Origin of the sequence: Archangium sp. (genome assembly GCF_045802675.1) — a bacterium.
Classification (GTDB): Bacteria; Myxococcota; Myxococcia; order Myxococcales; family Myxococcaceae; genus Archangium.
Genome location: NZ_JBJMQO010000073.1, coordinates 1 through 26,889 on the forward strand (window position 1 = coordinate 1; position 26,889 = coordinate 26,889).

At 70.5% G+C, this 26,889-nt stretch carries 24 protein-coding genes and 1 pseudogene; 13 read left to right on the forward strand and 12 right to left on the reverse strand.

What is annotated here, in order from left to right:
- Positions 1–492: 492 nt before the first annotated feature.
- The 3 genes from egtB to ACJ8AN_RS19860 all read left to right on the forward strand — a co-directional run bounded on the left by egtB (position 493) and on the right by ACJ8AN_RS19860 (position 4,093).
- Positions 493–1,827, forward strand: coding sequence for an ergothioneine biosynthesis protein EgtB (gene egtB, locus ACJ8AN_RS19850; RefSeq protein ID WP_407756974.1), 1,335 nt, complete (start codon positions 493–495; stop codon positions 1,825–1,827).
- 21 nt (positions 1,828–1,848) lie between these two features.
- The gene (egtD, locus tag ACJ8AN_RS19855) at positions 1,849–2,856 is read left to right on the forward strand and encodes an L-histidine N(alpha)-methyltransferase (protein ID WP_407756975.1); all 1,008 of its coding nucleotides are present in this window, start codon (positions 1,849–1,851) and stop codon (positions 2,854–2,856) included.
- Positions 2,857–3,337: 481 nt separating this feature from the next.
- Positions 3,338–4,093, forward strand: a complete 756-nt coding sequence (locus tag ACJ8AN_RS19860; protein WP_407756976.1) for a FadR/GntR family transcriptional regulator — start codon at positions 3,338–3,340, stop codon at positions 4,091–4,093.
- Between the two features lie 400 nt (positions 4,094–4,493).
- Here ACJ8AN_RS19860 and ACJ8AN_RS19865 read toward each other — a convergent pair whose 3' ends face one another.
- From ACJ8AN_RS19865 to ACJ8AN_RS19880, 4 genes are all read right to left on the reverse strand, one after another.
- On the reverse strand, positions 4,494–5,060 hold the full coding sequence (locus ACJ8AN_RS19865) for a hypothetical protein (protein WP_407756977.1): 567 nt from the start codon (positions 5,058–5,060) through the stop codon (positions 4,494–4,496).
- Complete coding sequence (bacM, locus tag ACJ8AN_RS19870) at positions 5,060–5,515, reverse strand: bactofilin BacM (RefSeq protein WP_407756978.1); 456 nt, start codon at positions 5,513–5,515, stop codon at positions 5,060–5,062. Before bacM ends, ACJ8AN_RS19865 begins: the two co-directional genes overlap by 1 nt.
- A gap of 3 nt (positions 5,516–5,518) precedes the next feature.
- On the reverse strand, positions 5,519–6,436 hold the full coding sequence (locus ACJ8AN_RS19875) for a ParB/RepB/Spo0J family partition protein (RefSeq protein WP_407756979.1): 918 nt from the start codon (positions 6,434–6,436) through the stop codon (positions 5,519–5,521).
- Between the two features lie 257 nt (positions 6,437–6,693).
- A complete protein-coding gene (locus ACJ8AN_RS19880; protein WP_407756980.1) occupies positions 6,694–7,485 on the reverse strand; it encodes a ParA family protein in 792 nt (263 codons plus the stop codon).
- An 834-nt stretch (positions 7,486–8,319) separates the two neighbouring features.
- Here ACJ8AN_RS19880 and ACJ8AN_RS19885 point away from each other — a divergent pair.
- Together ACJ8AN_RS19885 and ACJ8AN_RS19890 are read left to right on the forward strand one after the other, a co-directional pair.
- On the forward strand, positions 8,320–8,946 hold the full coding sequence (locus tag ACJ8AN_RS19885; RefSeq protein ID WP_407756981.1) for an MBL fold metallo-hydrolase: 627 nt from the start codon (positions 8,320–8,322) through the stop codon (positions 8,944–8,946).
- A gap of 359 nt (positions 8,947–9,305) precedes the next feature.
- Entirely contained in the window at positions 9,306–9,479 is a 174-nt protein-coding gene (locus ACJ8AN_RS19890) for a hypothetical protein (protein ID WP_407756982.1), read from the forward strand.
- A 234-nt stretch (positions 9,480–9,713) separates the two neighbouring features.
- Here ACJ8AN_RS19890 and ACJ8AN_RS19895 read toward each other — a convergent pair whose 3' ends face one another.
- From ACJ8AN_RS19895 to ACJ8AN_RS19910, 4 genes are all read right to left on the reverse strand, one after another.
- Positions 9,714–10,265, reverse strand: a complete 552-nt coding sequence (locus ACJ8AN_RS19895; protein WP_407756983.1) for a hypothetical protein — start codon at positions 10,263–10,265, stop codon at positions 9,714–9,716.
- Between the two features lie 22 nt (positions 10,266–10,287).
- Positions 10,288–10,950, reverse strand: a complete 663-nt coding sequence (gene rsmG / locus ACJ8AN_RS19900) for a 16S rRNA (guanine(527)-N(7))-methyltransferase RsmG (RefSeq protein WP_407756984.1) — start codon at positions 10,948–10,950, stop codon at positions 10,288–10,290.
- 98 nt (positions 10,951–11,048) lie between these two features.
- Positions 11,049–12,899, reverse strand: a complete 1,851-nt coding sequence (gene mnmG / locus ACJ8AN_RS19905) for a tRNA uridine-5-carboxymethylaminomethyl(34) synthesis enzyme MnmG (RefSeq protein ID WP_407756985.1) — start codon at positions 12,897–12,899, stop codon at positions 11,049–11,051.
- A 182-nt stretch (positions 12,900–13,081) separates the two neighbouring features.
- On the reverse strand, positions 13,082–13,630 hold the full coding sequence (locus tag ACJ8AN_RS19910) for a hypothetical protein (protein ID WP_407756986.1): 549 nt from the start codon (positions 13,628–13,630) through the stop codon (positions 13,082–13,084).
- A gap of 38 nt (positions 13,631–13,668) precedes the next feature.
- On the opposite strand from ACJ8AN_RS19910, the gene ACJ8AN_RS19915 reads away from it, so the two are divergent.
- A complete protein-coding gene (locus tag ACJ8AN_RS19915; RefSeq protein ID WP_407756987.1) occupies positions 13,669–14,235 on the forward strand; it encodes a toll/interleukin-1 receptor domain-containing protein in 567 nt (188 codons plus the stop codon).
- A 259-nt stretch (positions 14,236–14,494) separates the two neighbouring features.
- Positions 14,495–15,055, forward strand: coding sequence for a Uma2 family endonuclease (locus ACJ8AN_RS19920; RefSeq protein ID WP_407756997.1), 561 nt, complete (start codon positions 14,495–14,497; stop codon positions 15,053–15,055).
- 18 nt (positions 15,056–15,073) lie between these two features.
- Here ACJ8AN_RS19920 and ACJ8AN_RS19925 read toward each other — a convergent pair whose 3' ends face one another.
- Both ACJ8AN_RS19925 and ACJ8AN_RS19930 read right to left on the reverse strand, forming a co-directional pair.
- The gene (locus tag ACJ8AN_RS19925; protein ID WP_407756988.1) at positions 15,074–17,023 is read right to left on the reverse strand and encodes an ATP-binding protein; all 1,950 of its coding nucleotides are present in this window, start codon (positions 17,021–17,023) and stop codon (positions 15,074–15,076) included.
- Entirely contained in the window at positions 16,989–18,182 is a 1,194-nt protein-coding gene (locus ACJ8AN_RS19930) for an ABC transporter substrate-binding protein (protein WP_407756989.1), read from the reverse strand. The genes ACJ8AN_RS19925 and ACJ8AN_RS19930 overlap by 35 nt, the downstream gene beginning before the upstream one ends.
- A 112-nt stretch (positions 18,183–18,294) precedes the next feature.
- Between ACJ8AN_RS19930 and ACJ8AN_RS19935 the strand changes: the two genes are divergently transcribed.
- The 3 genes from ACJ8AN_RS19935 to ACJ8AN_RS19945 all read left to right on the forward strand — a co-directional run bounded on the left by ACJ8AN_RS19935 (position 18,295) and on the right by ACJ8AN_RS19945 (position 20,163).
- A complete protein-coding gene (locus ACJ8AN_RS19935; protein ID WP_407756990.1) occupies positions 18,295–19,092 on the forward strand; it encodes an alpha/beta fold hydrolase in 798 nt (265 codons plus the stop codon).
- Between the two features lie 27 nt (positions 19,093–19,119).
- On the forward strand, positions 19,120–19,419 hold the full coding sequence (locus tag ACJ8AN_RS19940) for a hypothetical protein (RefSeq protein WP_407756991.1): 300 nt from the start codon (positions 19,120–19,122) through the stop codon (positions 19,417–19,419).
- A gap of 183 nt (positions 19,420–19,602) precedes the next feature.
- On the forward strand, positions 19,603–20,163 hold the full coding sequence (locus tag ACJ8AN_RS19945) for a Uma2 family endonuclease (RefSeq protein ID WP_407756992.1): 561 nt from the start codon (positions 19,603–19,605) through the stop codon (positions 20,161–20,163).
- A gap of 24 nt (positions 20,164–20,187) precedes the next feature.
- Here ACJ8AN_RS19945 and ACJ8AN_RS19950 read toward each other — a convergent pair whose 3' ends face one another.
- Positions 20,188–20,880 carry a hypothetical protein gene (locus tag ACJ8AN_RS19950; protein ID WP_407756993.1) on the reverse strand — a complete coding sequence of 231 codons (693 nt, stop codon included), beginning with the start codon at positions 20,878–20,880 and terminating at the stop codon, positions 20,188–20,190.
- A gap of 126 nt (positions 20,881–21,006) precedes the next feature.
- Here ACJ8AN_RS19950 and ACJ8AN_RS19955 point away from each other — a divergent pair, with 126 nt between their 5' ends.
- Together ACJ8AN_RS19955 and ACJ8AN_RS19960 are read left to right on the forward strand one after the other, a co-directional pair.
- The gene (locus ACJ8AN_RS19955) at positions 21,007–22,398 is read left to right on the forward strand and encodes an AAA family ATPase (protein ID WP_407756994.1); all 1,392 of its coding nucleotides are present in this window, start codon (positions 21,007–21,009) and stop codon (positions 22,396–22,398) included.
- A complete protein-coding gene (locus tag ACJ8AN_RS19960) occupies positions 22,395–23,186 on the forward strand; it encodes a hypothetical protein (protein ID WP_407756995.1) in 792 nt (263 codons plus the stop codon). Before ACJ8AN_RS19955 ends, ACJ8AN_RS19960 begins: the two co-directional genes overlap by 4 nt.
- 76 nt (positions 23,187–23,262) lie before the next feature.
- Here the strand turns inward: ACJ8AN_RS19960 and ACJ8AN_RS19965 are convergent, their stop codons facing one another.
- The gene (locus ACJ8AN_RS19965) at positions 23,263–26,085 is read right to left on the reverse strand and encodes a M16 family metallopeptidase (RefSeq protein ID WP_407756996.1); all 2,823 of its coding nucleotides are present in this window, start codon (positions 26,083–26,085) and stop codon (positions 23,263–23,265) included.
- Positions 26,086–26,328: 243 nt separating this feature from the next.
- Here ACJ8AN_RS19965 and ACJ8AN_RS19970 point away from each other — a divergent pair.
- A pseudogene (locus ACJ8AN_RS19970) lies at positions 26,329–26,889 on the forward strand (hypothetical protein); the annotation flags it as partial.

Here is a 26,889-nt window from a genome sequence, read left to right on the forward strand (position 1 = left end):
CGAACCACTCCGCACGACCGTTCCGCGCCTGGCTCATCCGAAAGTCTCCGGGCTCCGGGCTCCCGCGAGCGCATGAGCCGCCGCGAGGCCAACGGGCAATCTCGGAGAACACCTCCGGGCGCTCGGCTCTTCCGTCCCGTGCGCCTCAGGGGCCAGGCGAGCGGGCGCTCGGAGTCTCCCGCCAGGCCGCACGGACAGGGGCTCGACCCGGGAGGCCCGCTCCCCTCACCCCATCAGGCTCGAAGGGCGCCACATCCGGTTTTCTCCCCAGGCCCGGCGTCCCACTCCGGGTCCACCGCCCAACGGAAGCCCCCACCCGTCCGACCCCCGACAGTCCCGCCCCCCCAAGTCCCGCTCCGGTAGCGGTGTCGCCTCCCCCACGGTTTCGCACGCGGAAGCAGCCGACCCGGCGTGCGGTGGCGCACGAGGGGCTCGCGCGCCGGGGCGGGGTACTCCCCCTGACAGGGGCCGCTTCCTAGGTTGGAGGGCACCATGCGAAGCAGCCTCGGGGCCCGCCGGGACACGGGCCGGCAGGAGTCTCGTCCCTGGAAGACTCGGGCCGTGTCGGAGCTGGGCGCGGCGCGCTCGCGTCTGCTGCGGATGCTCGAGGGCCTGCCCGAGGACGCCCTCACCCGCCAGCACTCGCCCCTCATGTCCCCCATCGTCTGGGACGTGGCCCACGTGGCCAACTACGAGGAGCAGTGGCTGTTGCGCGCGCTCGGCGCCCCCGCGCTCACCGACGCCGCCTTCGACTCGCTCTACGACGCCTTCCGCCACCCGCGCTCCTCGCGCTCGCGCCTGCCGCTGCTCTCCCCCGAGCGGGCCTTCGCCTACGCCGCGCGCGTGCGCGAGGCCTCGCTCGAGTGGCTCCAGCACCTGCACGAGGAGTCGGACGCGCCGCTGCTGCGCGGGGGCTTCGTCTTCGGCCTGGTGGCGCAGCACGAGCAGCAGCACCTGGAGACGCTCGCCGCCACGCTGCAGCTGATGACGAGCCACGAGTACCGGCCCGCCGCGCGCCCGCGTCCGCGCCCGGGGCGCACCGCGCAGCACGAGCTCTTCATTCCCGGCGGCCCGGTGCGCGTGGGCAGCGACGCGGCGTGGGCCTATGACAACGAGCGCCCCGCGCACACGGTGGACGTAGCGCCCTTCCTGCTCGACGCGCACCCCGTCACCAACGGGGACTTCGTCGTCTTCGTCGAGTCCGGGGGCTACGCGGACGCGCGCTGGTGGGACCCGCAGGGCTTCGAGTGGCTTGCCTCCGAGGGCATCCGCCACCCGCTTTTCTGGGAGCCGCGGGACAACGGCACCTGGCTGCGCAGGCGCTTCGGGTGGGTGGAGCCGATTCCACCGGACGAGCCCGTGCAGCACGTGTGCTGGTACGAGGCGGACGCCTACGCGCGCTGGGCGGGCAAGCGCCTGCCGACGGAGGCCGAGTGGGAGAAGGCCGCGGCGGGCTCGGACGTGCGGCCGCGCGCGTACCCCTGGGGGGACACCGCGCCGGGCGAGGGCCACGCCAACCTCGGGGGAGAGCTGTGGGGCCCCGCGCCAGTGGGCAGCTACCCGGCGGGACAGAGCGTGGACGGGGTGTGGGGGCTGCTCGGGGACGTGTGGGAATGGACGGCGAGCACCTTCGGCGGGTACGCGGGCTTCAAGGCCTTTCCCTACCGCGAGTACTCGGAGGTGTTCTTCGGGACGGAGTACCGCGTGCTGCGAGGCGGCGCCTGGGCGAGCGCCCCGGTGGCCGTGCGCAACAGCTTCCGCAACTGGGACTACCCCATCCGCAGACAGCTATTCGCCGGCTTCCGGTGCGCGCGCGACGCGAGGTGAGGCATGGGACGGAGGGAGTGGATGGGCGAGAGCGGACTGGGGCGGGAGCGCGAGCCGTCGGTGATGGTGGAGGTGCACGTGCAACCGGGGGACGCGCAGCGGGCGTTGCGCGCGGAGGTGCTGGCCGGGCTGTGTGGCGAGCGCCAGCCCCGGGAGCTGTCGCCGAAGTGGCTCTATGACGAGCGCGGCAGCCAGCTGTTCGACGAAATCACCCGGCTGCCGGAGTACTACCCCACGCGGCGCGAGCGCGAAATCCTCCTGGCCCACGCGGGGGAGGTGGTTCGGGCGAGCGGGGCGGACACGCTGGTGGAGCTGGGCAGCGGGAGCAGCGAGAAGACGCGGCTGCTGCTGGACGCGATGCGGGGCACGGGGCAGCTGCGGCGCTTCGTGCCCTTCGACGTGAGCGAGGCCTTCCTGCGGCAGGCGGCCCGGGGCGTGGCGCGCGAGTACCCGGGGCTGCCCGTGCACGCGGTGGTGGGGGACTTCGAGCGGCACCTGGGGCGGCTGCCCGCGGGAGGGCGCAGGCTGGTGGCGTTCCTCGGGGGCACCATCGGCAACCTCAAGCCGGCCGAGCGCGCGCGCTTCTACGCGGAGCTGGCGGCGGGACTGGCGCCGGGCGAGGGGCTGCTGTTGGGGACGGACCTGCTCAAGTGCCGCGAGCGGCTCTTCGCGGCGTACAACGACAGCGCGGGGGTGACGGCGGCCTTCAACCGCAACGTGCTGAGCGTGCTCAACCGCGAGCTGGGGGCGGACTTCGAGCCCGGGTGCTTCGAGCACCTGGCGCCCTTCGACGAGGAGAACGGCTGGGTGGAGATGCGGCTCATCTCCACGAGGCCGCAGGCGGTGCGGCTGCCGGCGCTGGAGCGCTACGTGAACTTCGCCGAGGGCGAGGTGCTGCGCACGGAGGTGAGCTGCAAGTTCCGCCCCGAGCAGGTGGAAGCGGAGCTCTCGGCGGCGGGGCTGCGGCTGGTGGAGCGCTGGACGGACGCGGCGGGAGACTTCGCGCTCTCGCTGGCCCTCAAGCGCTGACGCACCACCCACGTCCGGCGCGCGGAGCCACCAAGAACCTCCCGGATGTTGGGCATCAAGGGGCCCCTCCCGGCGCGATTTTCCCGCAACTGGTCCGATGGTCGTACCAGTCCGCGCCGCGCTCGCCCGGAGGGGCCTCCTCCGGGAGTCGGTCCGAACGAGGCCCGAGCACAGCGGGCACCCTCCGGGCGAGTTCTCCCGCAACTGGTCCGATGGTCGTACCAGTTCGCGCCGCGCTCGCCCGGCAGGGGGACCTTCCCGGTGAGCGCACCGGAGGCGCAACACCCCTCGCGCAGGCTCTCGGTTCTGGATGGGTATCCGGTGCATGGACGAGCGCACGAGGCTCGTCGATGGCCCCGGTCACGGCCCAGGACCCCCGCCCCTGGGAGTGCGCGCAACCGGGTCCGGGTCCGCTCCCACGTCCTGTCTCCTGACTGGCCCACCTGCTGCAACGCGGGCCACGAGAAGGAGCCACGAGGACATGGAGAACCTGGAGCGCACGAAGCTCGTCGCGCACATCGAGAACGAGTTGGAGCGCATGGTGGCGCGAGGCGCGCACCCCCAGACAGGAATCCTTCCCTCGGAGCGCAAGCTGGCGCGGAGCTTCGGCGTGGCGCGGGGAACCATCCGGGAGGCGCTCCTGCGTCTGTCGGCGCGCGGCCTGATCGTGAGGCGCCAGGGGACGCAGGCCCGAGCGGTGACGCTCGACCGCGCCGTGACGCTCGAGAATCTGGGGGTGGTCCTCCACGAATTGGAGAGAGGGCGTTCCGAGCAGCTCCACCTGCTCGCGGGGTACTTCGAGCTCAAGCGGGAGACGACCGTCGAGCTGCTGGTGCGCGGCTGCGAGCACGCGTCCAACGAGGAGCTGGCTCGAGTCGAGACCGCCTGCTTCGAGCTGCGCGAGGGCGCTCGCTGGGACGATGGCTCCCATCGCTGGGTGGAGCAGGAGTTCGAGTTGCTCCGGACGGCGGCCATGGCGGCGGAGCGCCCCGGGCACTTCCTCCTCGTCCAGTCCTTGGAGCGCGCCTTCTGGGGAATGGCCGAGGTCGTGCGGCCCCTGCTCCCCTCCGAGGCGGTCCGTCACTGGTCGGAGCGGACCCAGAGTTGGTTGTTCGACCGGGACGGGGATGCCCTGAGACGGGAACTGCCCCCGCTGCTCCTCGCCTGTGATGCCCACGTCCTCGGTCGCCTCGGGCCCGCGTCCCGGGCGGACGCCGTCTCCCACCCCACCGGATGATTCGTGGGATGCCCCCGGAACACCGTCCCCTCCGGCAGCCGACGCGCGGCCGCATGCCGTGACGCCTCCGTCACGAATTCCACTGCCGGGCCCGTGCCCGGAATACGCCCGTGCGCTTGGGGTTGCGCTGGCGAGGGCTACCCGACATTCAAGGGGAAACCGGCTCGGAGAAAGCGTCCGCGGGCGGACAGGCCCCACGCGGACGACACCACGCGAAGAACCCACGCCCCCCCTCGGGCGTTCTCGCCTCCGGGCGGTTTCCACATATCCACCAGAGCGCCGTCCGTCCGGGGGGAAGGGCCGGCTCCCTGGTGTCGTAGGGGGGATTCATCGGGCGCGCGACCGGAGAGCATGGGACTCCGGCTCGTGGCGCCCGATGTCTTTGCGGGGAGCGCCCGGGTCACTTCGGCTGCTGGAACTCGATGCCCCGGCAGGCCTCGGCGGCCTGGTGCACCTCGTCCGCGCTGACCCCGGGGAAGGTGGCGCACAGGAAGAGGTCCTTCTCCACGCGCCGGGCCCCGAAGAGCGCCGGGTACTCCGAGCCCAGCCCTCCATCGCCCAGCCTCGGCACGAGCTTCAGCCGCACGAGCGAGAAGTCCGCGCCGCCCTCCTTCTGCTCGACCGAGTGCTCGAAGCCCTGGAAGGACTTCTGCACGGACTGGAGGATCTCGTCGGGAGAGGGCAGCGCCGAGCCCTGGCCCGGACGCAGGTCCACGCGCAGCACGGTGTGGGCGGGAGGGCCGAACTGGAAGCTGCCATCGGCGGCCACCTGGGCCGTCCACCCCGGGGGCATGGGCACCTTCACGCCCACGCGGCGCTGGGGGGTGGGGACGTCCTCGGCGTGCTCGGCCTCGGGGACGGCCCGCGGCTCCTCGGGGGGCCGCTGCTTGCAACCACCGCCACCGGTCGCCAGCACGGCGAGCGCCACCAGGGCGGCGCGGGCCTGCTGGCGCACGGCGCGGCTCACTACTTCTTGCCCTCGCCGGGAGGCGGCGGCGGGCCTCCCTTGCCGCCGAGGTTCTCCATCTTGCTGGTGCCCTCGAAGATGACGCCGCGGTCCATGATGAGCGCGGGCGACTCGAGGTTGCCCTTCACTCGGGCCGGAGCGTGCAGCTCGATGAGCTGCGAGGCGCGCACGTTGCCCTCCACGGTGCCGTTGATGATGACGGTGCCGGCATTGATTTCGGCCTGGACACGGGCGCCGTCACCGATGACGAGCACGTCCTTGGTCACAATCTGGCCGTTGAACTTGCCGTCGATGCGAACCTGACCCTCGAAGGTGAGCTTCCCCTCGAACTCGCTGCCCTTGCCGAGCAGCGTGTGAACCTCACCCGGACGCGTTGCCACGGATTCATCCTCCCGTCTGGAGCTACCTAGAAGCGGTACGTTGGTTTTCTCTTCTTTTTTGCCGAGGAGCGCCACGCGCTACTCCTTCCTGAGTACCTTCAGGATGCGATCGAGGTCATCGTACGAGAAGTAATCGACTTCGATGGTGCCTTTTCCACTGCCCTTCTCCACCAAACGCACTTTGGTGCCCAGCACCCGCTGGAGCTCCTCCACCAGGCTCTTCACCTGGGGGCTCTGCTTCTTCGTGCTGGAGGAGTCCTTGTTGCCCTTGCCGCTGCCCTTGGCCTGCTGAACGAGCTTCTCGGTGTCGCGCACGCTCAGCTTGCGCGCGGCCACCTGCTGCGCCAGCTCGGTCATCTCCGGGATGCGGGGCACGCCCAGCAGCGCGCGCGCATGGCCCGCGCTCAGGTTGCCCTCGCCCACCATGCGCTTCACCTCCTCGGGCAGGCCGAGCAGCCGCAGCGCATTGGCCACCGTGGAGCGCTCCTTGCCGACGCGCTGGGCGACCTGCTCCTGCGTGAGGCCGAACTCCTCGACGAGCCGGTGGTAGCCCTCGGCCTCTTCCATGGGGTTGAGGTCCGCGCGCTGGAGGTTCTCCACCAGGGCGAGCTCGAAGGCCTCCACCTCCGTCACCTCGCGGACGATGGCGGGAATCTCGTGCAGGCCCGCGAGCTGGCTGGCGCGCCAGCGGCGCTCGCCGGCGATGAGCTTGTAGCCCTCCGCGTCCTTGCGCACGAGCACCGGCTGCAGAATGCCCTGCGCCTTGATGGACTCGGTGAGCTCGCGCAGCTTCGCCTCGTCGAAGTGGCGGCGCGGCTGGAGCGTGTCGCGGTGGATGGCCTCGATGGGCAGCTTGAGGACGCTGCCCTTGGGAGGGGCGGGAGGCTCGGGAGGCGCCGCCGCCACCGCGGCGGCCGCGGGAGGAGGAGCGGCCTGGGGGATGAGGGCGGAGAGGCCACGGCCCAACGCCCGCTTCTGCTTGTCACCGTTCAGCACTGCGTCGTCTCCGCCGGGAAGTCCCGGCACTACCAACCCGGAAGGGCCCGGGTGGCCAGGTCCTGCACTGCGCCGCGGGTGGACCTGGGAAACCCGGCGAGCACTCCGGCCCTCGCGGCCTGGAGCGGGACTTCACCCCGGAACCCCGGCGCGGGGAACCCCGGCCCCGGCCTCGACGCCTGCCCGGCCGGGAGGGGGGAAGGGGAGCCAGCCACAGCCCGCATATATAAGGATGCGGGCTCCTGGCCGGCCGGTCGCTACGCCACCTTGCGAGCAGGGGGTGGATGGGGCTCGCGCTGCATGATTTCGCGGCCGAGCGCCAGGTAGCTCTCACAGCCCTTGGACTTGATGTCGTAGAGGATGATGGGCTTGCCGAAGGAGGGGCACTCGGACAGGCGCACGTTGCGCGGGACGACGGCCGAGAAGACCTGCTCCTTGAAGAAGCCGCGCACGTCCGCGACGACCTGGTTGGCGATGTTCGCGCGCGAGTCGAACATCGTGAGGAGAATCCCCTCCATCTTCAGCTCGGGGTTGAAGGCCTGCCGCACCAGGTCGATGGTGTGGTTGAGCTGGGAGAGGCCCTCGAGCGCGTAGTACTCGCACTGCAGCGGGATGAGGACGGAGTCCGCGGCGATGAGCGAGTTGAGCGTGAGCAGGCCGAGCGACGGCGGGCAGTCGATGAGGACGTAGTCGTACTGGTCGGCGACGGGACGGAGCGCGTCGCGCAGACGGAACTCGCGCCGCTCCTGGTTGACGAGCTCGACCTCGGCGCCGGTGAGGTCCGGGGTGGCGGGCACCACCTGGAGGTAGCGCAGCTCGGTGGGGTGCGCGAGCTCGCTGATGGGACGGCCTCCGAGGAGGGCGTCATAGACGGTGCCCTGGAGCTGGTCGCGCTTGAGCCCGAGCCCGCTGCCGGCATTGCCCTGGGGGTCCATGTCGACGAGGAGCACCTTGCGCTCGGCGGACGCGAGACTCGCGGCGAGGTTGATGGCGGTGGTCGTCTTACCGACGCCGCCCTTCTGGTTGGAGATACAGATGATTCGACCCACGTGGCCCATCCTTGCGACGCCCCGGGGAGTACCCGGGGGCTCTGCGGGGGAGGCATGTACCGGACTCGTATTGATCCATCAAATCGGCGGCTGATCCAGTCCACGACCGGATCAGCCTTCTAGCCTGCCTGCCTGACATGCACGGTCCGGGGTCCGCTGTCTCCCACCCCCGCGCCCACCGGGAGAGGGACGGGGTGAGGGGAGCGGCGGCCCCGGGTTGAACCCCACCGGAGGCCGGTGTTCCACGTGGAACACGCCTCCCGCCAAAAAGGCCCCTCCCCCGTTCCGCGCCCCCACCTCGTTCCACGTGGAACACGCTGTCGCGGGCTGGGTGCCCCATCGTCCAGGGCAGGCACGGGAGCCGGGGGCCCTGCCCGCACCGTCCGGCGTTCCACGTGGAACACGGTCCTGGAGGAAGAGGTGCTTCCCCCTCCCCTCCCCTCTCCCTGGCCTTGTTCCACGTGGAACGTTTCCTGACGGGCGGCTCGCCGCCCCGATGGGCCATGGCCCCGGCCCGAGCAGGGAATGGCCTCCGTGCTCGCGCCCCGGAAGGCAGACACGGGGAACCCCTTCCCCTCCAGCCCTCGACCTTGTTCCACGTGGAACAAGCCTCCCGCCGGGAAGACGCCCTCCCCTGCTTCAATCCCCGCCGCGTTCCACGCGGGAACACGCTCCCGCCCGGCCCGGGCTCCCCCCTCACGAGACACGGGGCCGTGGGTGGAAGGAACCGCGGCGGGCCCGGCATCGCTCGTGACGTTCCACGTGGAACACGGCCACCCGGGCGCGCCCCCGGAGGAGCGGGAGGGGCGGCCCGGATGGAGTAGAAGCGGCCTCATGAAGCGACTCCACCGTGAGGACCTGTTCTGCTGGTCGGCCTTCAACGAACGGCTGAACATCGACTTCAACAGCTTCGTCTGGGTGCGCGAGGGCGGAAACGTGGTGTTCGACCCGCTCCCGCTCTCGGCCCATGACGCGGAGCACCTGCGCGGGCTCGGCGGGGCCGCCTGGGTGGTGGTGACGAACTCGGCCCACGCGCGCGCCGCGCAGTCCGTCGCGGACACGTTCGGCGCCAGGCTCGCGGGCCCCGCCGCCGAGCAGTCCCGCTTCCCCCTCCCCTGCGAGCGCTGGCTGCGCGACGGCGACGAGCTCCTCCCCGGGCTCAAAACCTACGAGATGCTCGGCTCCAAGACGCCCGGAGAGCTGGCCTTCCTCCTCGAGGACACCACGCTCCTCACCGGAGACCTGATTCGCTCGCACCGGGCGGGGCGCCTCATGCTGCTGCTTCCCGAGCAGGGCCTCCAGGACCTCACCGCCGCGGTGGCCTCGGCGCGGCGCCTCCTCTCCCCCGGACGCCTCGAGGCCATCCTCGTCGGGGACGGTTGGTGCGTGTTCCGCGAGGGCCAGCGCGTCCTCCAGGAGCTCGTCGAGGCGCAGGAGCTCGCGCTGCGCCGCCCCTCCTGAGTCGCGGCCCCACTGGGGAACCCGCGCCCCGTGAAGGGGAGGAGCCGCCCCGGGCCCCACACGCCCGAGGGGTGGACCGTGGAGCTCCCCTCTCCTGCCCGGGCCCGTGGAGAATCCCGGGCACCTGCTCGCGCAGCCGCGCTCCGATTGTTCCACGTGGAACGGCGCCCGGGTGCGAGGCGTGAGGAACCGCGTGCCCCCACTCCCGTGAAGAGCCCCCGTGCCATGGGGGCATTCCCCGCACAGGTTCTCCCTCCGGGACCCGTGCCTACCTTCCCGGCTCTCGGAGCTCGACACCGGGCAGGCTCGCGGACCCGCCCGGCCCGCGCCGTGCTCCTTCACCCTGTGGGGGGATGACGATGGAAGCCGTCCTGCGACTCGCCGAAGTGGCCTCGGGTATCGCCCGCACCGCCGAGTCCGCACAAATCGTCAACTTCATCGCCGTGTCCCTCGTCATGTTCCTCATGGCCGTGGTCTGGCTCCTGCTCAGCCGCACCCGCACTCCGCCACGGCCCCGGCGGCGGCGCCGGTAGGCGGACTCGTCCTCGAGCCCTGGCCCTGGCGCACGCTTGCTGGGGAACGCCCGAGGCCGCGACACCGGCGGCTCCAGGCCAGGACACGAGCGCCTCCACGAGACGCCACGCCCGGACCCTCGCGAGCACGAGCCATGGCTCCGGGACGGCGGGACTTCTTCACCGCGGGACTCGCCAGGGGCGGCGGCCGAAGCGCGGCCCTCGCCGCCACCTCCGGCCTCGTGCGCCTCCTGCCTACTCGTCGATGCGGCCGTTCGCGTAGGTGAGCTGGAACTTGCCGAGCGCCGTCTTCAGCGTCTTCAGCATCCGCGCCTGGATCTTCCGCGTCATCATCCTCTCCAGGCCGTACACGCGGGATTTGATCGTCGCCTCGGTGCGGTTCGCGAGCAGCTTCTGCATGTCACCCGCGGCGCCGCCGCCTCCCTCGTTCGTCTCGGGGAGGTTCGGGTTCGGATCCCCCACCCAATGATAGGTGCCCGTCGCCCCGCGATGGACGACGTAGTGCCAGTAGTGCGAGGCGGCCTTGCCCATCTCGATCTTGAAATGGAAGTTGACGCAGTCCCCGCCGTCCCGCTGCGACGTCATCGCCGTGATGTGCCAGTTCGGAGTCACCTCGGCGTTCTGGATGGTGACCTTCGCCGCCTTGTAGATGAAGTAGACCTCCTGGTTCGGGTTGGCGGTACCCGCCTCGAAGCCGCACGCCTTCATCCACTTCTTGAACGCATCGGCGGAGATCGTCACCACCGCACCGCCACCCGGAGCCGCGTCGTTCTGCAAATCCGTCATCGAACACCTCCCGGGAGGGAGGCTACTCGCGCTTGGCGAACGCGGCCACCTGCCGCTCCGCTCCCGAGAACGGCAGCCGGTACGCCCTCGCCGTCACCAGCTTCAGGCCCCGCTTCTCCGCCTGCGCTCGCAGCTCGTCCTCGCTGACCGCCTTGCCCAACATCGCCACCACGTGCCCATTCGGAGCCAGGTACGCCGGCGCCAGGTCCAGCCAGTCCGGCAGGTCCATGAAGGCTCGCGCAATCACCCGCTCCGCCCTCGGCAATCCCTCCGCCTCCGGCTTCCCCTCCGCTCGCGTGTGCACCGCCTTCGTCCCCGTCAGCCCAAGCCCTGGGCTCGCGATGACCGCCTTCAGGTACCCCACCTTCTTCCCCACCGAGTCCACCATCGTCACCGAGAGCGACGGCCTCGCCAGCTTCAGCGGCAACCCCGGGAACCCCGCCCCCGCTCCCACGTCCAGCACGCTCCCCGCCCCCTCCACCTCCGGCAACACCGCCAGCGAGTCCAGGAAGTGCTTCTCCACCACTTCCTCCTCCCCCGTTATCGCCGTCAGGTTCACCTTCGCGTTCCACTTCAGCAGCTCGCCCATCAGCCGGTGCAGCCTCCCCGCCACCTCCTCCCCCAGCTCCACCCCCAACGCCTTGCAGCCCTTCTGAATCTGATCGGCGAAGCGCGCGTTATCCACAGCCTGCCCTCCCTGCTCGGGGTCTCAACCCCTCGAAATGATTCGCACCTTGGGCCACACCAAAGTTGCCCACACCTTGTCCACACCCCCCTGTGCGATCACACACCGCACTCGCGAGGGCCCCCACCGCCTCCCAACCCGCTCCTCTTCAGCGCCACCAACAACAGCGAGAACGCCGCCGGCGTCAGCCCCGGTATCCGCCTCGCCTGCCCCACCGTCGCCGGACGAACCTTCTCCAGCTTCTCCACCGCCTCCGCCGACAGTCCTCTCACCTCTCCATAGGTGAAGTCCGCCGGAATCCTCCACCCGTCCCACGCCTCCGCCTCCCGCGCCGCCGCCCTCGCCGCCATCACGATGTAGCCCTCGTACTTCACCTCCACCTCCACCTCCTCCACCACGTCCTCGGCCAGCCGCGGCCAGCCCTCCGGCTTCTCCTCCGCCAGCGCCGCGTACGTCACCTCGGGCCGCTTCAGCCGCGCCGCCAGCCCCGAGCGCTTGAGCCTCGCCACCTCCTCCGCCACCGCCCGGCCCCGCGCCTCCACCCGCTCGAGCACCTCGCGCGACACCAGCCCCACCCGCGCCCCGTGCTTCGCCAGGCGCAGGTCCGCGTTCCCCTCGCGCAGGCGCAGCCGGTGCTCCGAGCGGCTGGTGAACATGCGGAAGGGCTCGTCCACCCCCTTCGTCACCAGCTCGTCCACCAGCACCGCCCCGTGCGCCTCGTCCCTCCCGAGCACCAGCGCCGGCTCGCCCCGCACCTGGAGCCCCGCCTGGATTCCCGCGTACAACCCCTGGAACGCCGCCTCCTCGTAGCCGCTCGTCCCGTTGAGCTGCCCCGCGAAGTACAGGCCCTCCACCCGCTTCGTCTCCAGCGTCTCCTTCAGCTGCGTCGGCGGCGCGTAGTCGTACTCCACCGCGTAGCCGTAGCGCGCCACCTCCACCCGCTCCAGCCCCGGCAGCGTCCGCAGGAAGGCGAGCTGCACCTCCGCCGGCATGCTCGTGGACAGCCCCGCCGGGTACACCAGCGGCGAGTCGGGGCCCTCGGGCTCGAGGAAGACCAGGTGCCGCTCGCGCGCCGAGAAGCGCACCACCTTGTCCTCCAAGGACGGGCAGTAGCGCGGGCCCCGGCCCACGATTTCCCCCTGGAACAGCGGCGAGCGGTGGAGGTTGTCGCGCAGGATTTGGTGCGTCTCGGCCGTGGTGTACGTGAGCGCGCACGTGACGGCGGGCTGGCACGGGAAGGCCCCGGCACCCGAGGCCCACTTCGTGCGCAGCGAGAGCGGACGCGGGGGGAAATCTCCCGGCTGGGGCTCGAGCGCGGCCCAGTCGATGCTGTCGCGAAGCAGGCGCGCGGGCGTCCCCGTCTTGAAGCGGCCCAGCGTGAAGCCGAGCCCCCTCAATGACTCCGACATGCCCTTGGCCGCCTCGTCCCCGAGCCGCCCGCCCACTTCCTTCTTCTCGCCCACGTGCATGAGCGCCTGGAGGAAGGTGCCCGTGGTGAGCAGCACCGCGCGCGCCGCCACCTGCGTCCCGTCCCCGAGCACCACCCCCGCCACCCGTCCGCCCTCGGCCACCACCGCGGAGACCTCGGCCTCGTGCACGGTGAGGTTCGGCTGCGCCCACAGGACGGACTGCATGGTGCGCGCGTAGGCCTCGCGGTCGCACAGCACGCGCGTGGCCTGCACCGCCGGGCCCTTCGAGGCATTGAGCGTCTTGAAGTGCGTGCCCGAGAGGTCCGCCGCGCGGCCCATTTCGCCGCCGAGTGCGTCGAGTTCGCGCACCAGGTGGCCCTTGGCGGTGCCACCCACGGCGGGGTTGCAACTCATGACGGCGGCGCGCTCGCGCTTGAGGGTGAGGCCCAGGGTGGAGAGGCCCATGCGCGCACAGGCCAGCGCGGCCTCGCAGCCCGCATGGCCCAGGCCCACCACGATGACGTCGTACCGAGGCTTCATGTCGGCAGGGGAGGGGAGAAGCGAGCGGCACCGGCTCGCCCGCGTGGAGCCTCTCTTCTCACGTGCCCGACGCGTGAAGGCAAGCTGGAGGACGGGGGTGCGGCGTGGTCCCCCGGCTCCTCCGCGAGCGGCGGCTCAGGGAACCCGAGAGGAGCTCGCGGGAGACGCGCCCGCGCCGCCCGTCAGCAGCCGCCGGAAGAGCGGGACATAGGCCAGGTCGTCGCGCAGGCCGGCGTCCTTCGAGCCCACCGGCTCGCGGTCGAAGAGGAGGCGGGCCGCCGCGCCCGTGGACGCCACCGCCAGATGAGCGCCGAGGGGTGGTAGCGCCGGAAGAGCTCGAACTCCTCCTCCACCCCCTCCATGCCGCCGATGAAGACGCCCGCGTGGAAGCGCTCGCTCTGGAGCATCTGCTCGCGCATGAGCAGCAGGCTCGACTCCCTATCCGCCCCGGCCGGAGTCCAGATGAGCTGCCGGAAGCTCTGGGACGCGGGCGGGATGACCTTCTCGAAGAAGCGGGACTGGTAGATGAGGACGTTGTCGGCGGCCCCGGGCCGCTCGGCCTCGTCATGGACCCGCGGGGAGATGTCCGGGTGCCCACCGAAGACGAGCCGCGCCGCCGGGACGACGACTTCGGCGAGCGCGCGAACGGCCTCGCGGATGGCGACGGGGTTGGTGCTCGCGGCGTACGCCGGGTGGCGCTCCGGGCTGGGAAGGCTCGCCGACAAGAACACCGGGCCAAGGGAGTATTCCGGGACGGACGAGCATCCCCGTGGAGGTCGGCGATGATCTGCTCGACTTCCCGGTGAAGGAGTTGCTGGACGGCATCGATCTTCCAGGGGCTCCTCGCGCGAGAGCCACCGAGGGGGTGGACCTCGATGCGCTCTTCGAGCGGGCCGTCCACTCCATCCCGGTCTTCATCTGCTACTCGCGCAAGGACGCGGCCTTCCTGGACCAGCTTCGCGCGGCCCTCGTCCCCTACGAGCGCAAGGAGGAGCTGTCCGTCTGGGCCGACGAGCTCGTCGAGCCGGGGCAGACCTGGGAGGAGGAAATCCTGTCCCGGCTCGATCAGGCGCAGCTCATCATCCCGCTGCTGAGCAACGACTTCCTGCGCTCGTCCTACTGCATGGAGAAGGAGCTCCCGCGCGCGCTGTCCCGGCGCGAAGCGGGGGCGTGCGAGCTCGTTCCCATCGTCATCCGCGCGTGCCGCTACGACAAGCTGGACCTCGGGAAGATCAGGCCATCCAGCCCGGTGGCAAACCCGTCAACGAGCACGACAAGACGGACTCCGCCTGGATGGAAGTCACCCAGCAGCTCGATCGCGTGCTCGAGAAGCTGAAACGGCGCTGGGGCCGGAGTCGCCGCGTTCCGGGCACGGCCGGCCCATGAGCCCCGGACCCCGGGTCAGCCACCTGCCGGGGAGACAGCCGCCCGTGAGCACCTCCCGGGTGCAGCACCTCGACGGACCTGACCTGTGCGGACCGCCTGGGCTACCTGATGTCAGAAGTAGGGTATAGCCTGGGGGTATGAACCCTGAATCCAACGGTGCACCCTGGACTCCCCTTGAAGAGGCCCGCCCGGCTGCCCATGCTCCCGATATGGGCGGCGGCCAGAAGCGCAAGGCGACCTACGCGGACCTGGAGGCAGTGCCTCCGCACCTCGTGGCGGAGCTGGTGGACGGCGAGCTGTACGCCAGTCCCCGGCCGGCCTCTCCTCATGCACTCGCGCATTCGTGGCTGCTCGGTGAGCTCCATGGGCCCTTCCAACGGGGAAGGGGAGGCCCGGGTGGTTGGCTGCTTCTCACGGAGCCCGAACTGCACCTGGGCGAGGACGTGCTGGTACCGGACATCGCCGCCTGGCGCCGCGAGCGGATGCCCGAAATGCCCGAGGTGGTGGGCTTCACGCTCGCGCCGGACTGGGTGTGCGAGGTGCTCTCGCCCTCCACGGCGAAGCTCGACCGGGACAAGAAGATGAAGGTCTACGCCCGTGAGGGCGTGCGCCACCTGTGGCTGGTGGATCCGCTGAAGCAGGCGCTCGAGGTGTACGGGCTGGAAGGCGGCCGCTGGGAGGCACGGGCCACGCACACCGGACAGGCCCTCGTGCACGCCGAGCCCTTCACGCCCCTGCTCCTCGAGTTGGGCGTGCTCTGGAAACGCTGACACCGCGCGCTCCCGTCCTCACGCGGGCAGCTCCACGGTGAACGTGGCGCCCTCGCCCGGCCGGCTCTCCACGGAGATTCTCCCCCCGTGCGCCTCCACCACCCAGCGTGAGATGTACAGCCCCAGCCCCAGCCCTCCGTAGTTCAGCTCCGACACCGAGCGGCTGAAGCGGTCGAAGATGTGCTCCTGCTCGCTCTCCGACATGCCGATGCCCCTGTCCCTCACCACCAGCCGCACCGCCCCGGGCCCCGGCACCACCCGCACGTCGATGGGCCGGCCCTGGCCGAACTTCAGCGCGTTGTGCACCAGCCCCGTCACCACCGTCTCCACCCGGCGCGGGTCCCACTCGCCCTCCGCGGGACAGCGCAGCTCGCGCACCACCTCCGAGCCGCTCGCCTCGATGTGACGCTGCAGCCCCTCGAGCACCCCCGTCACCAGCTCGCACAAGTCCACCCGCTTGCGCCGCAGCTCCAGCGCGTTGCCCGCCACCAGGTTGGACACGTCCAGGAACTGGTCCACCAGCTGCCCCAGCCGCCGCGTCTGCCATTCCACCGCCGCCACCTCGCCCAGCAGCACGGAGGGCTCCAGCGAGGCCCCGCCCCGGCCGCGGCGCAACAGGCTCTGCAACCGCAGCTGCAGCGGCAACAGGGGCGTGCGCAGCTCGTGCCCCGCCACCGAGAGGAACGTCTCCCGCAGCCGGATGGCCTCCTCCGCGCGCCGGTACAGCCGCGCGTTGTCGATGGCGATGGCCGCGCGCCGCGCCAGCTCCTCGGCCAGCGAGCGCTCCCAGGGCCCGTAACGTCCCGGCTCGGCCGAGGCGAAGGTGAGCGCCCCCAACGCCTGGCCCCGCGCCACCAGCGGCACCGTGAGCAGGCTGCGCAGGCCGAGCTCCAGGACGAGCTGGTAGTGCGCGTCGTCCATGCACACGGCGCGCAGGGCCTCCTCCGACACCCGCGGCACCAGCACCGTCTCGCCGGTGTCCATGGCCTGCATGGCCGGGGCCCTCGAGCCGGGGCCAGGCGGGTAGCGCCGCTGGAGCTCCTCGAGCAGGGGCCGCTTCGCCCCGTCCACGTGCGCCCCGCCCACCCGGCGCACCGTCCCGTCCTCCTTCAGGTCGATGACACACCAGTCCGCCAGCGCCCCCACGCACAGCGAGGCGATGCGCGGCAGCACCTTCTCCAAATCCAACGACTCGAGCAGCACCGCGCCCGAGCGCGCCAGGAAGGCCGAGCCCGCCTCCGCGCGCTGGCGCTCGTCCAGCTCCCGGCGCAGCGACTCGCGCAGCGCGTTGAGCGCCGCGCTCACCTCCTCGAGCTCGTCGTGGGCCGGCAGCTCCTCGAGCACCCCGCCGCGGCGCAGCCGCAGGGGCACGTCCAGGTGCTCGGGGTCCAGGCCCCGCGTGTACGCCGCCATGGTGGCCAGGTGCCGGGTGACGAGCCGCTGGAAGACGTAGAAGAGGAAGAGGGCCACGAGGAACGTCTTGGCCGCCTCGGTGGCGAGGATGACGAGCACCCGGCCGCGCAGCCGCGTCTGAAGCTCCTCCAGGCTGGCGCCCACCCGGAGCGTCCCCAGGTAGCGCGGGCCGCGGTACAGCGCGAAGGAGCGGGTGAGCTCCCGGGCCACCCCCTCGCCGTGGCCGGCCACGTAGCGGGGGCCCAGCGCGCTGTCCACCTCGGCCAGGACGATGCCGTGCAGCGAGGTGATGCCACGCAGTTGCAGCTGCACCTGGGACTCGTCGAGCGACCAGAGGCTCTCGGCGAGCGTCGAGGCCGAGCTGGCGTGAATCTGGTCGAGCCGGTCCTGGAGCGAGCGCACCTCGGCGCGGTAGCCGGTGACGAGCTGCACGGTGGTGCCCAGCAGGCTGACGGCGACGCTGAAGAGCACGATGAAGCGCAGCAGCCGGCGGCCGAGCCGGTTGGAGGAGGGCAGCGGCTCAGGGCCGGGGAGGGGAGGGCCGCGCGTGTCCATTCGAGTCCCGGAGACTGCCCGGAAGCGAGGCCCCGTGCTGGGCGAGCAGGGCCTGGAGGGAGAAGTCATAGCGCGCCAGGCCCGGGTGGGCCGCCTTGGAGAAGGCCCGGAAGTCGAAGGCCTCCCAGTCCATCCCCAGGTGCAGGCGCAGCCAGGCGTCCACGGTGTCGCGCGTGAGGGGCAGCAGGCGCGTGCGCCACTCGAGCCGCTCGGAGGCGAAGTCGTGCCCCTGGTGGTAGTCGTACAGCAGCACCAGGGCCCACGCGCCCTCCAGGAAGTGCCCGCCGAGGCTGGCCACCATCCGGCCGTCGCGCACGGCCTCGAGCGCCTCGGGCGTCCAGTCGATGCCGCCCACCACCACCTGCCCGCCCGCGCCGGCGTCCTCCAGGCCCTTGAGGGCCCCCAGCGCCATGCGGTCATTGGCGGCCCAGACGGCCTGGAGCTCCGGGTAGCGGCGCCGCAGGAGGAACGTCTTGCGCCGGGCCACGTCCTCGCGCCACGAGGCGCTGACGCTCTGGAGGAGCTCGGCGTGGCGCGAGCCGGCCAGGGCCTGGCGCAGGCCCTCCTCGCGCAGCAGGGCCGAGCCGTCTCCCCGCCGCCCCTCGAGCGCGACGAGCCGCACCGGCGCGTCCGGAGCGCGCGCGCGCGCGCGCGCCGCCTCAAGCAACAGCACGGCCAGCTGGCGCCCCGCCTCCACGTCATCCGGCTGCATCTGTCCGAGCCAGTGGGCGAAGTGCTGGCGCGGCCCTCCGTAGCGGGCCCGGTCCTCGGGCAGCAGCCCGGTGTTGATGACGAAGACGGGGACGTCGGCCCGCTCGGCTTCCTCCAGCAGGCCGGGGCCGGTGCCGCGGTGGAGGGTGACGAGGAGGTAGTCCGGCTTGCCGGGGCCGCTCAGCACCTGGCGCGCCTGCTCGAGGATTTCCCCGGGCCAGTGGCCGACGGCGTGGTCGACGAAGTCGATGCCGAGGTCGTTCGCGGCGGCCCGCATGGCGCCCACGAGCTCGCGCCGCCAGGGGTTCTCGGGCTGCAGCGCATCGAGGAAGACGACGCGCAGGGGCCGGGGCGCGGGAGGGGAGGGCGCGCGCGCACGGGCCGCCGGGGCCCCCACGAGGAGCAGGAGCGGCGGGAGGAGGACGAGGAGCCGCCGGGCGACGAGCATGGCGCGCGAGCGTAGCGTCGGCGCGCGGCCCGAGGGAGCACGCGCCACCGCCGAGTGCCCGCGTGCGAACGAATCCGGACGGCGCCCGGAGACGGCCGGTTACCCTGGCGGCATGACCTTTTCGACGCGGAGCGTGCAGGGACCCGTGGGGCGGCTGGCCGTCACCACGGCGGGCGAGGGCGGAGTGCCCGTCCTCTTCGTGCACGGCAACAGCGGCACCCGGACACAGTGGGCGGCGCAGCAGGCGCACCTGAAGCAGCGCAGCGTGTCCTTGGATTTGCGGGGCATGGGCGAGTCGGACGAGGACCCCGCGGGCCACTACGGGTACGCGGACTGCGCGCGGGACGTGGGCGCGGTGGCGGACGCGCTGGGGCTCGAGCGCTTCGTGCTGGTGGGGCACAGCTTCGGCTGCGCGGTGGCGGGCGAGTACGCGGCGCACCACCCCGGGCGCGTGGTGGCGCTGGGGCTCGGAGACCCGGGCCCGAGCATGAAGCACATTCCGCCCCGCTTCATGGAGCCGCTGCGCGAGGGCCTGAAGCCGGAGAACTACGAGGCGTTCCGCGTGGGCTGGTTCGACTCGATGCTGGTGGGCGCGAGGCCCGCGACGCGCGAGGCCGTGCTGGGCTCGCTGGTGGCCACGCCGCGCGAGGTGGTGGTGGGCGCCACGCAGAGCCTGTTCGACTGCGACGTGGAGGCGCTGCTGGAGCGCTACCCGGGCCCGGTGTTCGACATCGCCGCCGAGGCCACGGTGGCCCAGTGCGGGCCGTTCGCCCTGCACCTGCGTGTGCCTCGCGTGCAGACGAAGGTGCTCTCGGGGGTGAGCCACTGGTTGATGATGGACGCCCCCGAGGCCTTCAACGCGGCGCTGGACGGATTCCTGGCCTCCGCGGGCGCGGCATCGAGAATGTGAGCTCCACCCAGGAGAGAGGGGATTCGCATGAAGAAGACCTTGCCGCTGCTGCTGTGCCTGTTGACCACCAGCTGCGTCACGTCCAGGGCCACCGCCTTCTCGGTGCCGAGGGAGCGCGCCACCGAGTGCGTCGCGCACTGCGCGGAGATCGACATGAAGCTCGCGGCGGTGGTCATCATCAGCAACTCGGCCGGATGCGTGTGCGAGCCGCGGGAGGAGCAGCTGAAGGCCTCGCTCGCCGGAGCGGCCGCCGCCGTGGGAGGGCAGATGATTCAGTCCCAGAACGCCGCCCAGCAGCAGCACCAGCCGCCGCCGATGAACCCCTGACGGCGCGCACCGGCTGGAGGGCTCCTCCAAGCAGGGGACCGGCCGGCCGGGGATGACCTTTGAGGACGTACGGGGCTACCTGATGTCAGAGGTCAGATATAGCCTGAGGGTATGAACCCTGAATCCAGCGGGGCTCCCCGGAGCCCCCTTGAAGAGGCCCGCCCGGCTCCCCATGCTCCCGGCATGGGCGGAGGCCAGAGACGCAAGGCGACCTACGCGGACCTGGAGGCGGTCCCGCCACACCTCGTGGCGGAGCTGGTGGACGGCGAGCTGTACGTCAGTCCCCGGCCGGCCTCGCCCCATGCGCGTGCGGCGGGGAAGCTGTACTCGCAGCTCGATGGTCCCTTCGACCAGGGGAGGGGAGGCCCGGGCGGCTGGGTGCTCCTCTTCGAGCCCGAGCTGCACCTGGGCGACGACGTGCTCGTGCCGGACCTCGCCGGCTGGCGCCGCGAGCGCATGCCGGAGATGCCCGAGGTGGTGGGCTTCACGCTTCTGCCGGACTGGGTCTGCGAGGTGCTCTCGCCCTCCACGGCGTCGCTGGACCGGGACAAGAAGATGAAGGTCTACGCCCGCGAGGGCGTGCGCCACCTGTGGTTGGTGGACCCGCTGAAGCAGGCGCTCGAGGTGTACGGGCTGGAAGGCGGCTGCTGGGAGGCACTGGCCACGCACACCGGGCAGGCCCGCGTGCACGCCGAGCCCTTCGCGCCCCTGCTGTTGGAGTTGGGCGTGCTCTGGGCGCGCTGACCCACGCTTGGCCTTGCCGCCTCGCTACCGGGGCGTAGTGCCCGCCGGGAGCACGTTGAGTTCCTTCAGCCCCGCCACGACCTCTGTGTACATCTCCGAATGTGAGCGCCGGGCCTGCGGATGGCTCGTCCAGACGAGAAGCGTGTCGAGCGCCTTGGGGCGCAGCCAATACAGGTTGTTCTCCGGAGTCTTTTTCCAGTGGCTCCAGTGTTCATCGAAGAGGATGGACCTGGCGATGTCCCCGACCCCGCAGGCGATGATGATGTGGGGAGCGTAGAGGCGGAGCTGCCGGACGAGGAACTGCCGATCCCGGTAGGCGGCGGCCCACATGTCCGAGTCGACGCTGGTCGCCTTGCCGCCACACTTGTTGAGATTGACGACGGCGATCTTCGAGATGGCCTCGCGTCGGAACGCGGCAGTTGCAGGAGGGACCGCCTCCCACGCAGGCCCGCCCTCGTGGATGCCATGGGTCCAATAGGAGATGACGGTCCACGTCGGACCGATGCTCCCGTCCCCCACCACATCGAAGAGGTTCCAGGCCTCGGCGTTCTCGTCCGCGTTGACCTCCTTGAGGAGGAAGAGCACCCGCGGATGGGTGTTCCAATACGAAGAGCCCCTGGCGATCCCGTCCGGGTAGAAGCGGCGGTTGCCCTGCGCGAGGTGCTCCCGCCACTCCGCGAACAGCGCCGCCTCTTCCTGCTCGATGCTCTGGTTCATGGGTCCTCTTGTGGTCCGAGAGGTTCTCACCCCGTCCGGGAGCGCACAACGCGGGTGGGGCGGGTTCAACCTTCGTGGTACACCGCCCGCGTCTGGCGCCGAGGTGGGCACCGTTCGAGGAGCGACATGGCCACGAAGACCCGGGGAAGAGCACAGCAGGCGAAGCGGGGACGAGCTGGCTCGCGCAAGCCAGTGCCCTCTCAGCCCCTGCCCGTGTACTTCCTTTCGTTGACCCTCGAGAACGTGCGCTGCTTCGGGCTCAAGCAGACTCTGAAGTTCTCTGATGAAAAGGGACGCCCGGCGAGATGGACGGTGATTCTCGGCAACAACGGCATGGGTAAAACGACCCTGATGCAGGCCCTCACTTCCTTTGAACCTGCTGCGTTTGGCTCGCTATCCAACCGGCCCCCCCACTACGCACCCAAGGGGTTCTTTCAGACCGAGCGCTTGTCCTGGTCTCCGGTTCGACATCAAGCGGACGTCGCCCTTCTTTCTGTTGAGATCGCGGCTGGAAAGCCGCTGTCGAAGGTCGACGGACAGGAACATCGAGGTACCAGCAACTATGGGTTGCGGTCAGGAGGAATCGGCACTTCCGCAAGCATCCACGAGTCCTTCCTCAATCTCGTGTGTTACGGATATGGAGCGACTCGCCGCATGGGGGCTGGCTCGTTGTCTGCCCCAAAGGAGTCTCATCCCAGCGATAGTCTCTTCTTCGAAGATATACCGTTGAGGAATGCGGAAGAGTGGCTCTTGCAAGCCGATTACGCTGCCAGCAAGGAATTACTCGAACAGGGAGAAGGCAAAGCTCAAGAGCGTCGAGAGCGCATCAAGAAACTCCTGATTGATCTGCTCCCAGAAGTATCCGACCTTGAATTCGCTCCTCCCGATGAGCGTAACCCGTCTGCCAGGGTGGAGGTCCAGACTCCCTTCGGTTGGGTCGGGATGCGGAGTCTGAGCCTGGGATATCGCACGCTCATCGCCTGGATGGTGGACCTCGCGAGCCGCCTGTTCGAGCGCTACCCCGACAGCCCCAACCCGCTGGCTGAACCGGCAGTGGTGCTCGTGGATGAAATCGATCTCCACCTGCATCCGACGTGGCAACGCCAGCTCATCGGCTACCTGACCGAGCGTTTCCCCAACACCCAGTTCATCGTGACGGCGCACAGCCCGCTCGTGGTCCAGAGCGCCACGGATGCGAATATCGTGGTCCTCAAGCGCGAGGGAGACCACGTCGTCATCGACAATGACGTGGAGTCCATCCGGGGCTGGCGCGTGGACCAGATCCTCACGAGCGACCTGTTCGGGCTGGATACGGCTCGGCCGCCCCAGATCGAAGAGTTCCTCCAGGAGCGGACCGAACTCCTCTCCAAACCCCGACTGACCCGGAAGGACGAAGCCAGACTGCGGGAGCTGGACTCCGCCATCGGACCCCTGCCCACAGGAGAGACGAAGACCGAACGCGAGGCCCTCGACCTCATCCAGCGTGCCGCCGAGCGCCTGCGCGGTGGCCGGAAGTGATTCGCATCCGCAAGCCCGCCGAGCCACCCGAGGTCCTTCGGACCAAGGGTGCAAAAGCCCGGCGCGCCATGAGCGCGGCGTACTCGCGGGCCCCGCGGAGCTACGCCAGCGGAAAGCGATCGTTCGAATTCGACTCGAACCTCTACGCACACGAGACCGTCAAGCAGGCGCTCCGGGAAGCCCAGCACCGCAAGTGCGCCTTCTGTGAATCGAAGTTCGCCCACATCTCCTACGGTGACGTCGAGCACTTCCGCCCCAAGGCAGGATGGCGTCAAGAGGGAGGCGAGGCACTCGGCAGGCCCGGCTATTACTGGCTCGCCTACGAGTGGGCGAACCTCTTCGTGTCCTGCACGCTCTGCAATCAGCAGTTCAAGAAGAACCTCTTCCCCTTACAGACTCCCGAGCGCCGGGCGCGAAACCACAAGGAAGATGTAACAGAGGAAGACCCGCTGCTGCTCGATCCGGCAGTGGACGATCCCGAGACCTTTATCTCGTTCCGGGAAGAGGTCCCCTATGCACTGGACGGCAACGCACGCGGGGAGGCGACGATTCACGCACTGGGACTCAAACGGGACGAACTGCTTGAGCAAAGGCGAAAGCATCTGAGTCTCGTGAAAGCACTCCGAAGACTCATCGAGCTGCGCGACCCAGAAGCCGAGGAGGCCCGGAACCAACTCCAGCGCATGCAGCAGGACTTCGAGGAGTACGCCTCAATGACTCGCGCCTTCCTGCGCGGATGGCCGCGGAACCGTTCCGCCACGAGAAGGCCCCGAAAACAACAAGGGTGAGGGCCATCGCGAACCCGAGTGGCCGCGCGACCCTCACCCCGTCCCTCTCCCGGGGGAGAGGGGAAGTACCACCGTGTTACGGCGCTGGCGGCGTCGTCACCGGGGCCTTGGCCTTCTTCTCCGCTCCCGCGAAGTCGCCGGCCTTGACCACCGTCACCTTCTTCCAGTCCAGGTACTTGGAGAGCGCGGTGCGCACCTCGTCGGGCTTGAGCTCGCTCATGCGCTTCTCGAAGGCCGCGTCGAAGTCCAGCGTGCGCCCGTAGTACAGGTACGCCGCCAGCGTGCGCGACAGGCCTCCGTCATCCGAGCGCCCCGTGCGCCGGTACTCCAAGAGGCCCGCGCGCGCCTTCTCCAGCTCCTCGGCGCTGAAGCCCTTCTGCAGCACCTTCTCCAGCTCCTCGCGCACCGCCGTCTCCAGCTTGCCCGCGTTCTGCGGCGCGTAGATGGCGTACGTGGAGAACGAGCCCACCGGATCCATCGCCCCCGCGCTCAGCGAGCTGCTCACCCCGTAGGACAGGCCCTCCTGCTGGCGCACGCGCGTGGCCAGCCGCGAGTTGAGGAAGCCGCCGCCCAAGAGGAAGTTGCCGAGCACCAGCGCGGGATAGTCCGGGCTGTCATCGCGCAGACTCAGCCCCTGGCCCGCGAGGAACAGGGCGTTGGCCTTGTCCGGCGTCTCGAGCACCAGCGCCTGCGTCCCGGCCTTGTACGGCTGCGCGGGCACGCGGGCGTACGGCGCGGGGCTCTTCCAGTCGCCGAAGAGCTCGGCGGCCTGCTTCTGGAGGGCCTCGGGGTCGAAGTCGCCCACGGCCGAGAGCTCGCCCTGCGAGGCGCCGTAGAACTCGCGGTAGAAGGCCTGGGCCTGCGCGAGCGTCGTCTCCTTCACGCCCTGGAGGGACTCCTCCAGGGTGTCCGCGTAGTACGGGTGGCCCTTGGGGTAGGGCGAGAGCGCGCGCGAGTAGGCGATGCGTCCCTGCGTGCCGGGCTCGCTGCGCTGGGACTCGAGCGAGGCCAGGCGCTCCTCCTGCAGCAGGGAGAACTCCTTGGCGTCGAACGCGGGCTCGCGCAGCACCTCGGCCACGAGCTTCATCACCTCGGGGAGGTTCTGCCGCGGCACCTCCAGCCAGACACTGGCGCCGGTGGCCCCGCCGTCCACGCCCACGCGGGCCTTGAGCTTGTCGAAGGCGTCGCGCAACTCCTGGCGGGTGTGCTTCTTCGTGCCGCGCATGAGCATGGCCCCGGCGTAGTCGGCCGCGTCGCTCCTGCCCCACACGCCCTTCTCGGTGCCAAAGCGCAGGTTGAGCGTCACGTTGACCATCTCGCCGCGCGTCTTCTTGGGCAGCAGCGCGAGCTTCAGCCCACCGGCCTGCGAGCGCTTCACACGCTTCTCGATGTTGGCGGGAGAGGGATCGAACGCCTCGCCCTGCACCACCTCGCCGCGGCCCTTGTAGCTCTGGAGCATGGCGGCCACGTCGACGCGCGGGGGCAGCTCCGAGCGGTCCGGCTTCGCGGTGGGGAAGAACTGGCCCAGCGTGCGGTTGGAGGGCTTGAGGTACTGCTCGGCCACGCGGGTGACGTCGGCGGCGGTGACGGCCTCAATCCGATCGCGGTGCAGGAAGAACAGACGCCAGTCGCCGATGGCGGCCCACTCGGACAGCTGGATGGCGGCGCTCTCCGAGTCGTTGAGCGTCAGCTCCACGTACTTGAGCAGGGCCGTCCTGGCGCGGTTGACCTCGTCCTCGGTGAAGGGGGTGCGGGCGGCCTCCTCCACCGTCTTCACCAGGGTGTCGCGGGCGGTGTCGAGCGACTGGCCCTCGCGCACCTCGGCGGAGAAGGCGAGCACGCCCGGGTCATGCAGCTGGAAGTTGTAGGCCCCGGCGCTCGAGGCCTTCTTCGTCTCCACGAGCGCCTTGTAGAGGCGGCCCGAGGGAGCATTGCCCAGAATGTGCGTGAGCACGTCGATGGCGGCGAAGTCGGGGTGGGCGCCCTCGGGCACGTGGTAGACGGCGGCGAGCGCGCTCACATCGCCCACGCGGCGCAGGGTGACGTTGCGCTCGCCATCCTGGGTGGGCTCCTCGGTGTACGTGACGGGGAGGGGCTCGGCGGGCTTGCGCAGCTGGCCGAAGGTCTTCTTCACCTCGGCGAGCGCCTTCTGCGGCTCGAAGGCGCCGGCGATGACGAGCATGGCGTTATCGGGCCGGTAGTACTTGCGGTAGAAGGCCTGGAGGCGCTCGATGGGCACGTGCTCGAGGTCCGCGCGGGCGCCGATGGTGGACTTGCCGTAGTTGTGCCAGGAGAAGGCGGCGCTCATCACGCGCTGGAAGAGGATGCGCGAGGGGTCGTTCTCGCCCTTCTCCAGCTCGTTGCGCACCACGGTCATCTCGCTGTCCAGGTCCTTCTTGGCGATGTTGCTGTGGACCATGCGGTCGGCCTCGAAGGAGAGGGCCCAGCGCAGGTTGTCGTCGTTGGAGGGGAGCGTCTCGAAGTAGTTGGTGCGGTCGAGCCAGGTGGTGCCATTGGGGTGGGCGCCGCGCTGGGTGAGCTCCTGGGGGATGTTGGTATGGGAGGGCGTCCCCTTGAACAGGAGGTGTTCGAGGAGGTGGGCCATGCCCGTCTCGCCGTAGCCCTCGTGGCGCGAGCCGACGAAGTAGGTGACGTTGACGGTGACGGTGGGCTTGGTGGGGTCGGGGAAGAGGAGGACGCGCAGCCCGTTGTCGAGCCGGTATTCCGTAATCCCCTCGACGCTGGTGAAGGGAGCGGACGAGGAGGCCTTCGACTTGTCGCGGGGCTGGGAGGCGGCCTGGGCGGGAGGCGCGGAGGGGGCGGGCCCCTTGGCGAGCGCGGGAGCGGAGGCGAGGAGGAGGGCCGCGACGAGGAGGCGGAAGCGGGAGGGGAAGGTCATTCGGGAGAGGCCTGCTTTCGCGAGAGACGGAAGACGGGAAACGGCGTCTGGAGGCTACCAACCGGGCGGGCCGGGGCCGTGTTCCCGAACAGCGGAAGGAAGCTCCAACGCCCAGGGCTGAACGAAGCGGGGCGGGCCGTGAGCGGGGGAGCACCCGGGCCCGCGGCCCGTGCGCTCGGGGGGAGGGCACGAAGCGGGACGGCAGGTACGCGGCGGAAGTGAAGTCGTGCAGGCTGCCGAGCCATGAAGAGAACCGGCTCGCTGCCGCAGCTGATACTCGCGCTGGGGTTCCTCCTATCCACCGCGTGCACGACGACCCGGGCCACGATGCCCGGCGATGAGGCTCCCTGGGAGAAGCCGAAGCCGGTGCGGGTGGAGGCACTGCCCGGAGGCGCACTGAGGCTCTCCTTCGAGCCCCTGGCCCCCGACCCGGCACTGGAGCGGCTGCGGCCGGAAGAAGCACGGGCCGTGCTCGTGGTCCTGCATGAGTCTCTGCCCCCGAGGGAAAAGGGACGTCCACGGCTCGTCCTGGCGTCAGCGGGGGCTCGGGACGCGCAGGGGGCGGCTCCCGAAGCGTGGGAGTTGCGGCTGCGCGAGGAGTTCCTCTCCCGGTACGGCCCGTCGCGGCTGCCCCTGCCGCACTCACTGGAGGCGAGCCGCCTCTTCATGACCCTGAAGCTCTCGCCCCGCTACATGGGCGAGGGCGTGCGCGAAGCTGCGCGCGAGCTGTTCAACTCGCCCCTGTTCGTCTCCAGCGTGGCGCTGTCTGTCTTCATCTATTTCGCGGCGTGGCTGGCGCCCGAG

Coding starts and splice junctions, on each gene's coding strand:
- ACJ8AN_RS19950 (WP_407756993.1), bottom strand. CDS start 20,880: ATGAACCAGAGCATCGAGCAGGAAGAGGCGGCGCTGTTCGCGGAGTGG.
- ACJ8AN_RS19935 (WP_407756990.1), top strand. CDS start 18,295: ATGACCTTTTCGACGCGGAGCGTGCAGGGACCCGTGGGGCGGCTGGCC.
- ACJ8AN_RS19940 (WP_407756991.1), top strand. CDS start 19,120: ATGAAGAAGACCTTGCCGCTGCTGCTGTGCCTGTTGACCACCAGCTGC.
- mnmG (WP_407756985.1), bottom strand. CDS start 12,899: ATGAAGCCTCGGTACGACGTCATCGTGGTGGGCCTGGGCCATGCGGGC.
- ACJ8AN_RS19945 (WP_407756992.1), top strand. CDS start 19,603: ATGGGCGGAGGCCAGAGACGCAAGGCGACCTACGCGGACCTGGAGGCG.
- ACJ8AN_RS19860 (WP_407756976.1), top strand. CDS start 3,338: ATGGAGAACCTGGAGCGCACGAAGCTCGTCGCGCACATCGAGAACGAG.
- ACJ8AN_RS19895 (WP_407756983.1), bottom strand. CDS start 10,265: ATGACGGATTTGCAGAACGACGCGGCTCCGGGTGGCGGTGCGGTGGTG.
- ACJ8AN_RS19885 (WP_407756981.1), top strand. CDS start 8,320: ATGAAGCGACTCCACCGTGAGGACCTGTTCTGCTGGTCGGCCTTCAAC.
- ACJ8AN_RS19890 (WP_407756982.1), top strand. CDS start 9,306: ATGGAAGCCGTCCTGCGACTCGCCGAAGTGGCCTCGGGTATCGCCCGC.
- ACJ8AN_RS19930 (WP_407756989.1), bottom strand. CDS start 18,182: ATGCTCGTCGCCCGGCGGCTCCTCGTCCTCCTCCCGCCGCTCCTGCTC.
- ACJ8AN_RS19920 (WP_407756997.1), top strand. CDS start 14,495: ATGGGCGGCGGCCAGAAGCGCAAGGCGACCTACGCGGACCTGGAGGCA.
- egtB (WP_407756974.1), top strand. CDS start 493: ATGCGAAGCAGCCTCGGGGCCCGCCGGGACACGGGCCGGCAGGAGTCT.
- ACJ8AN_RS19955 (WP_407756994.1), top strand. CDS start 21,007: ATGGCCACGAAGACCCGGGGAAGAGCACAGCAGGCGAAGCGGGGACGA.
- egtD (WP_407756975.1), top strand. CDS start 1,849: ATGGGCGAGAGCGGACTGGGGCGGGAGCGCGAGCCGTCGGTGATGGTG.
- ACJ8AN_RS19965 (WP_407756996.1), bottom strand. CDS start 26,085: ATGACCTTCCCCTCCCGCTTCCGCCTCCTCGTCGCGGCCCTCCTCCTC.
- ACJ8AN_RS19925 (WP_407756988.1), bottom strand. CDS start 17,023: ATGGACACGCGCGGCCCTCCCCTCCCCGGCCCTGAGCCGCTGCCCTCC.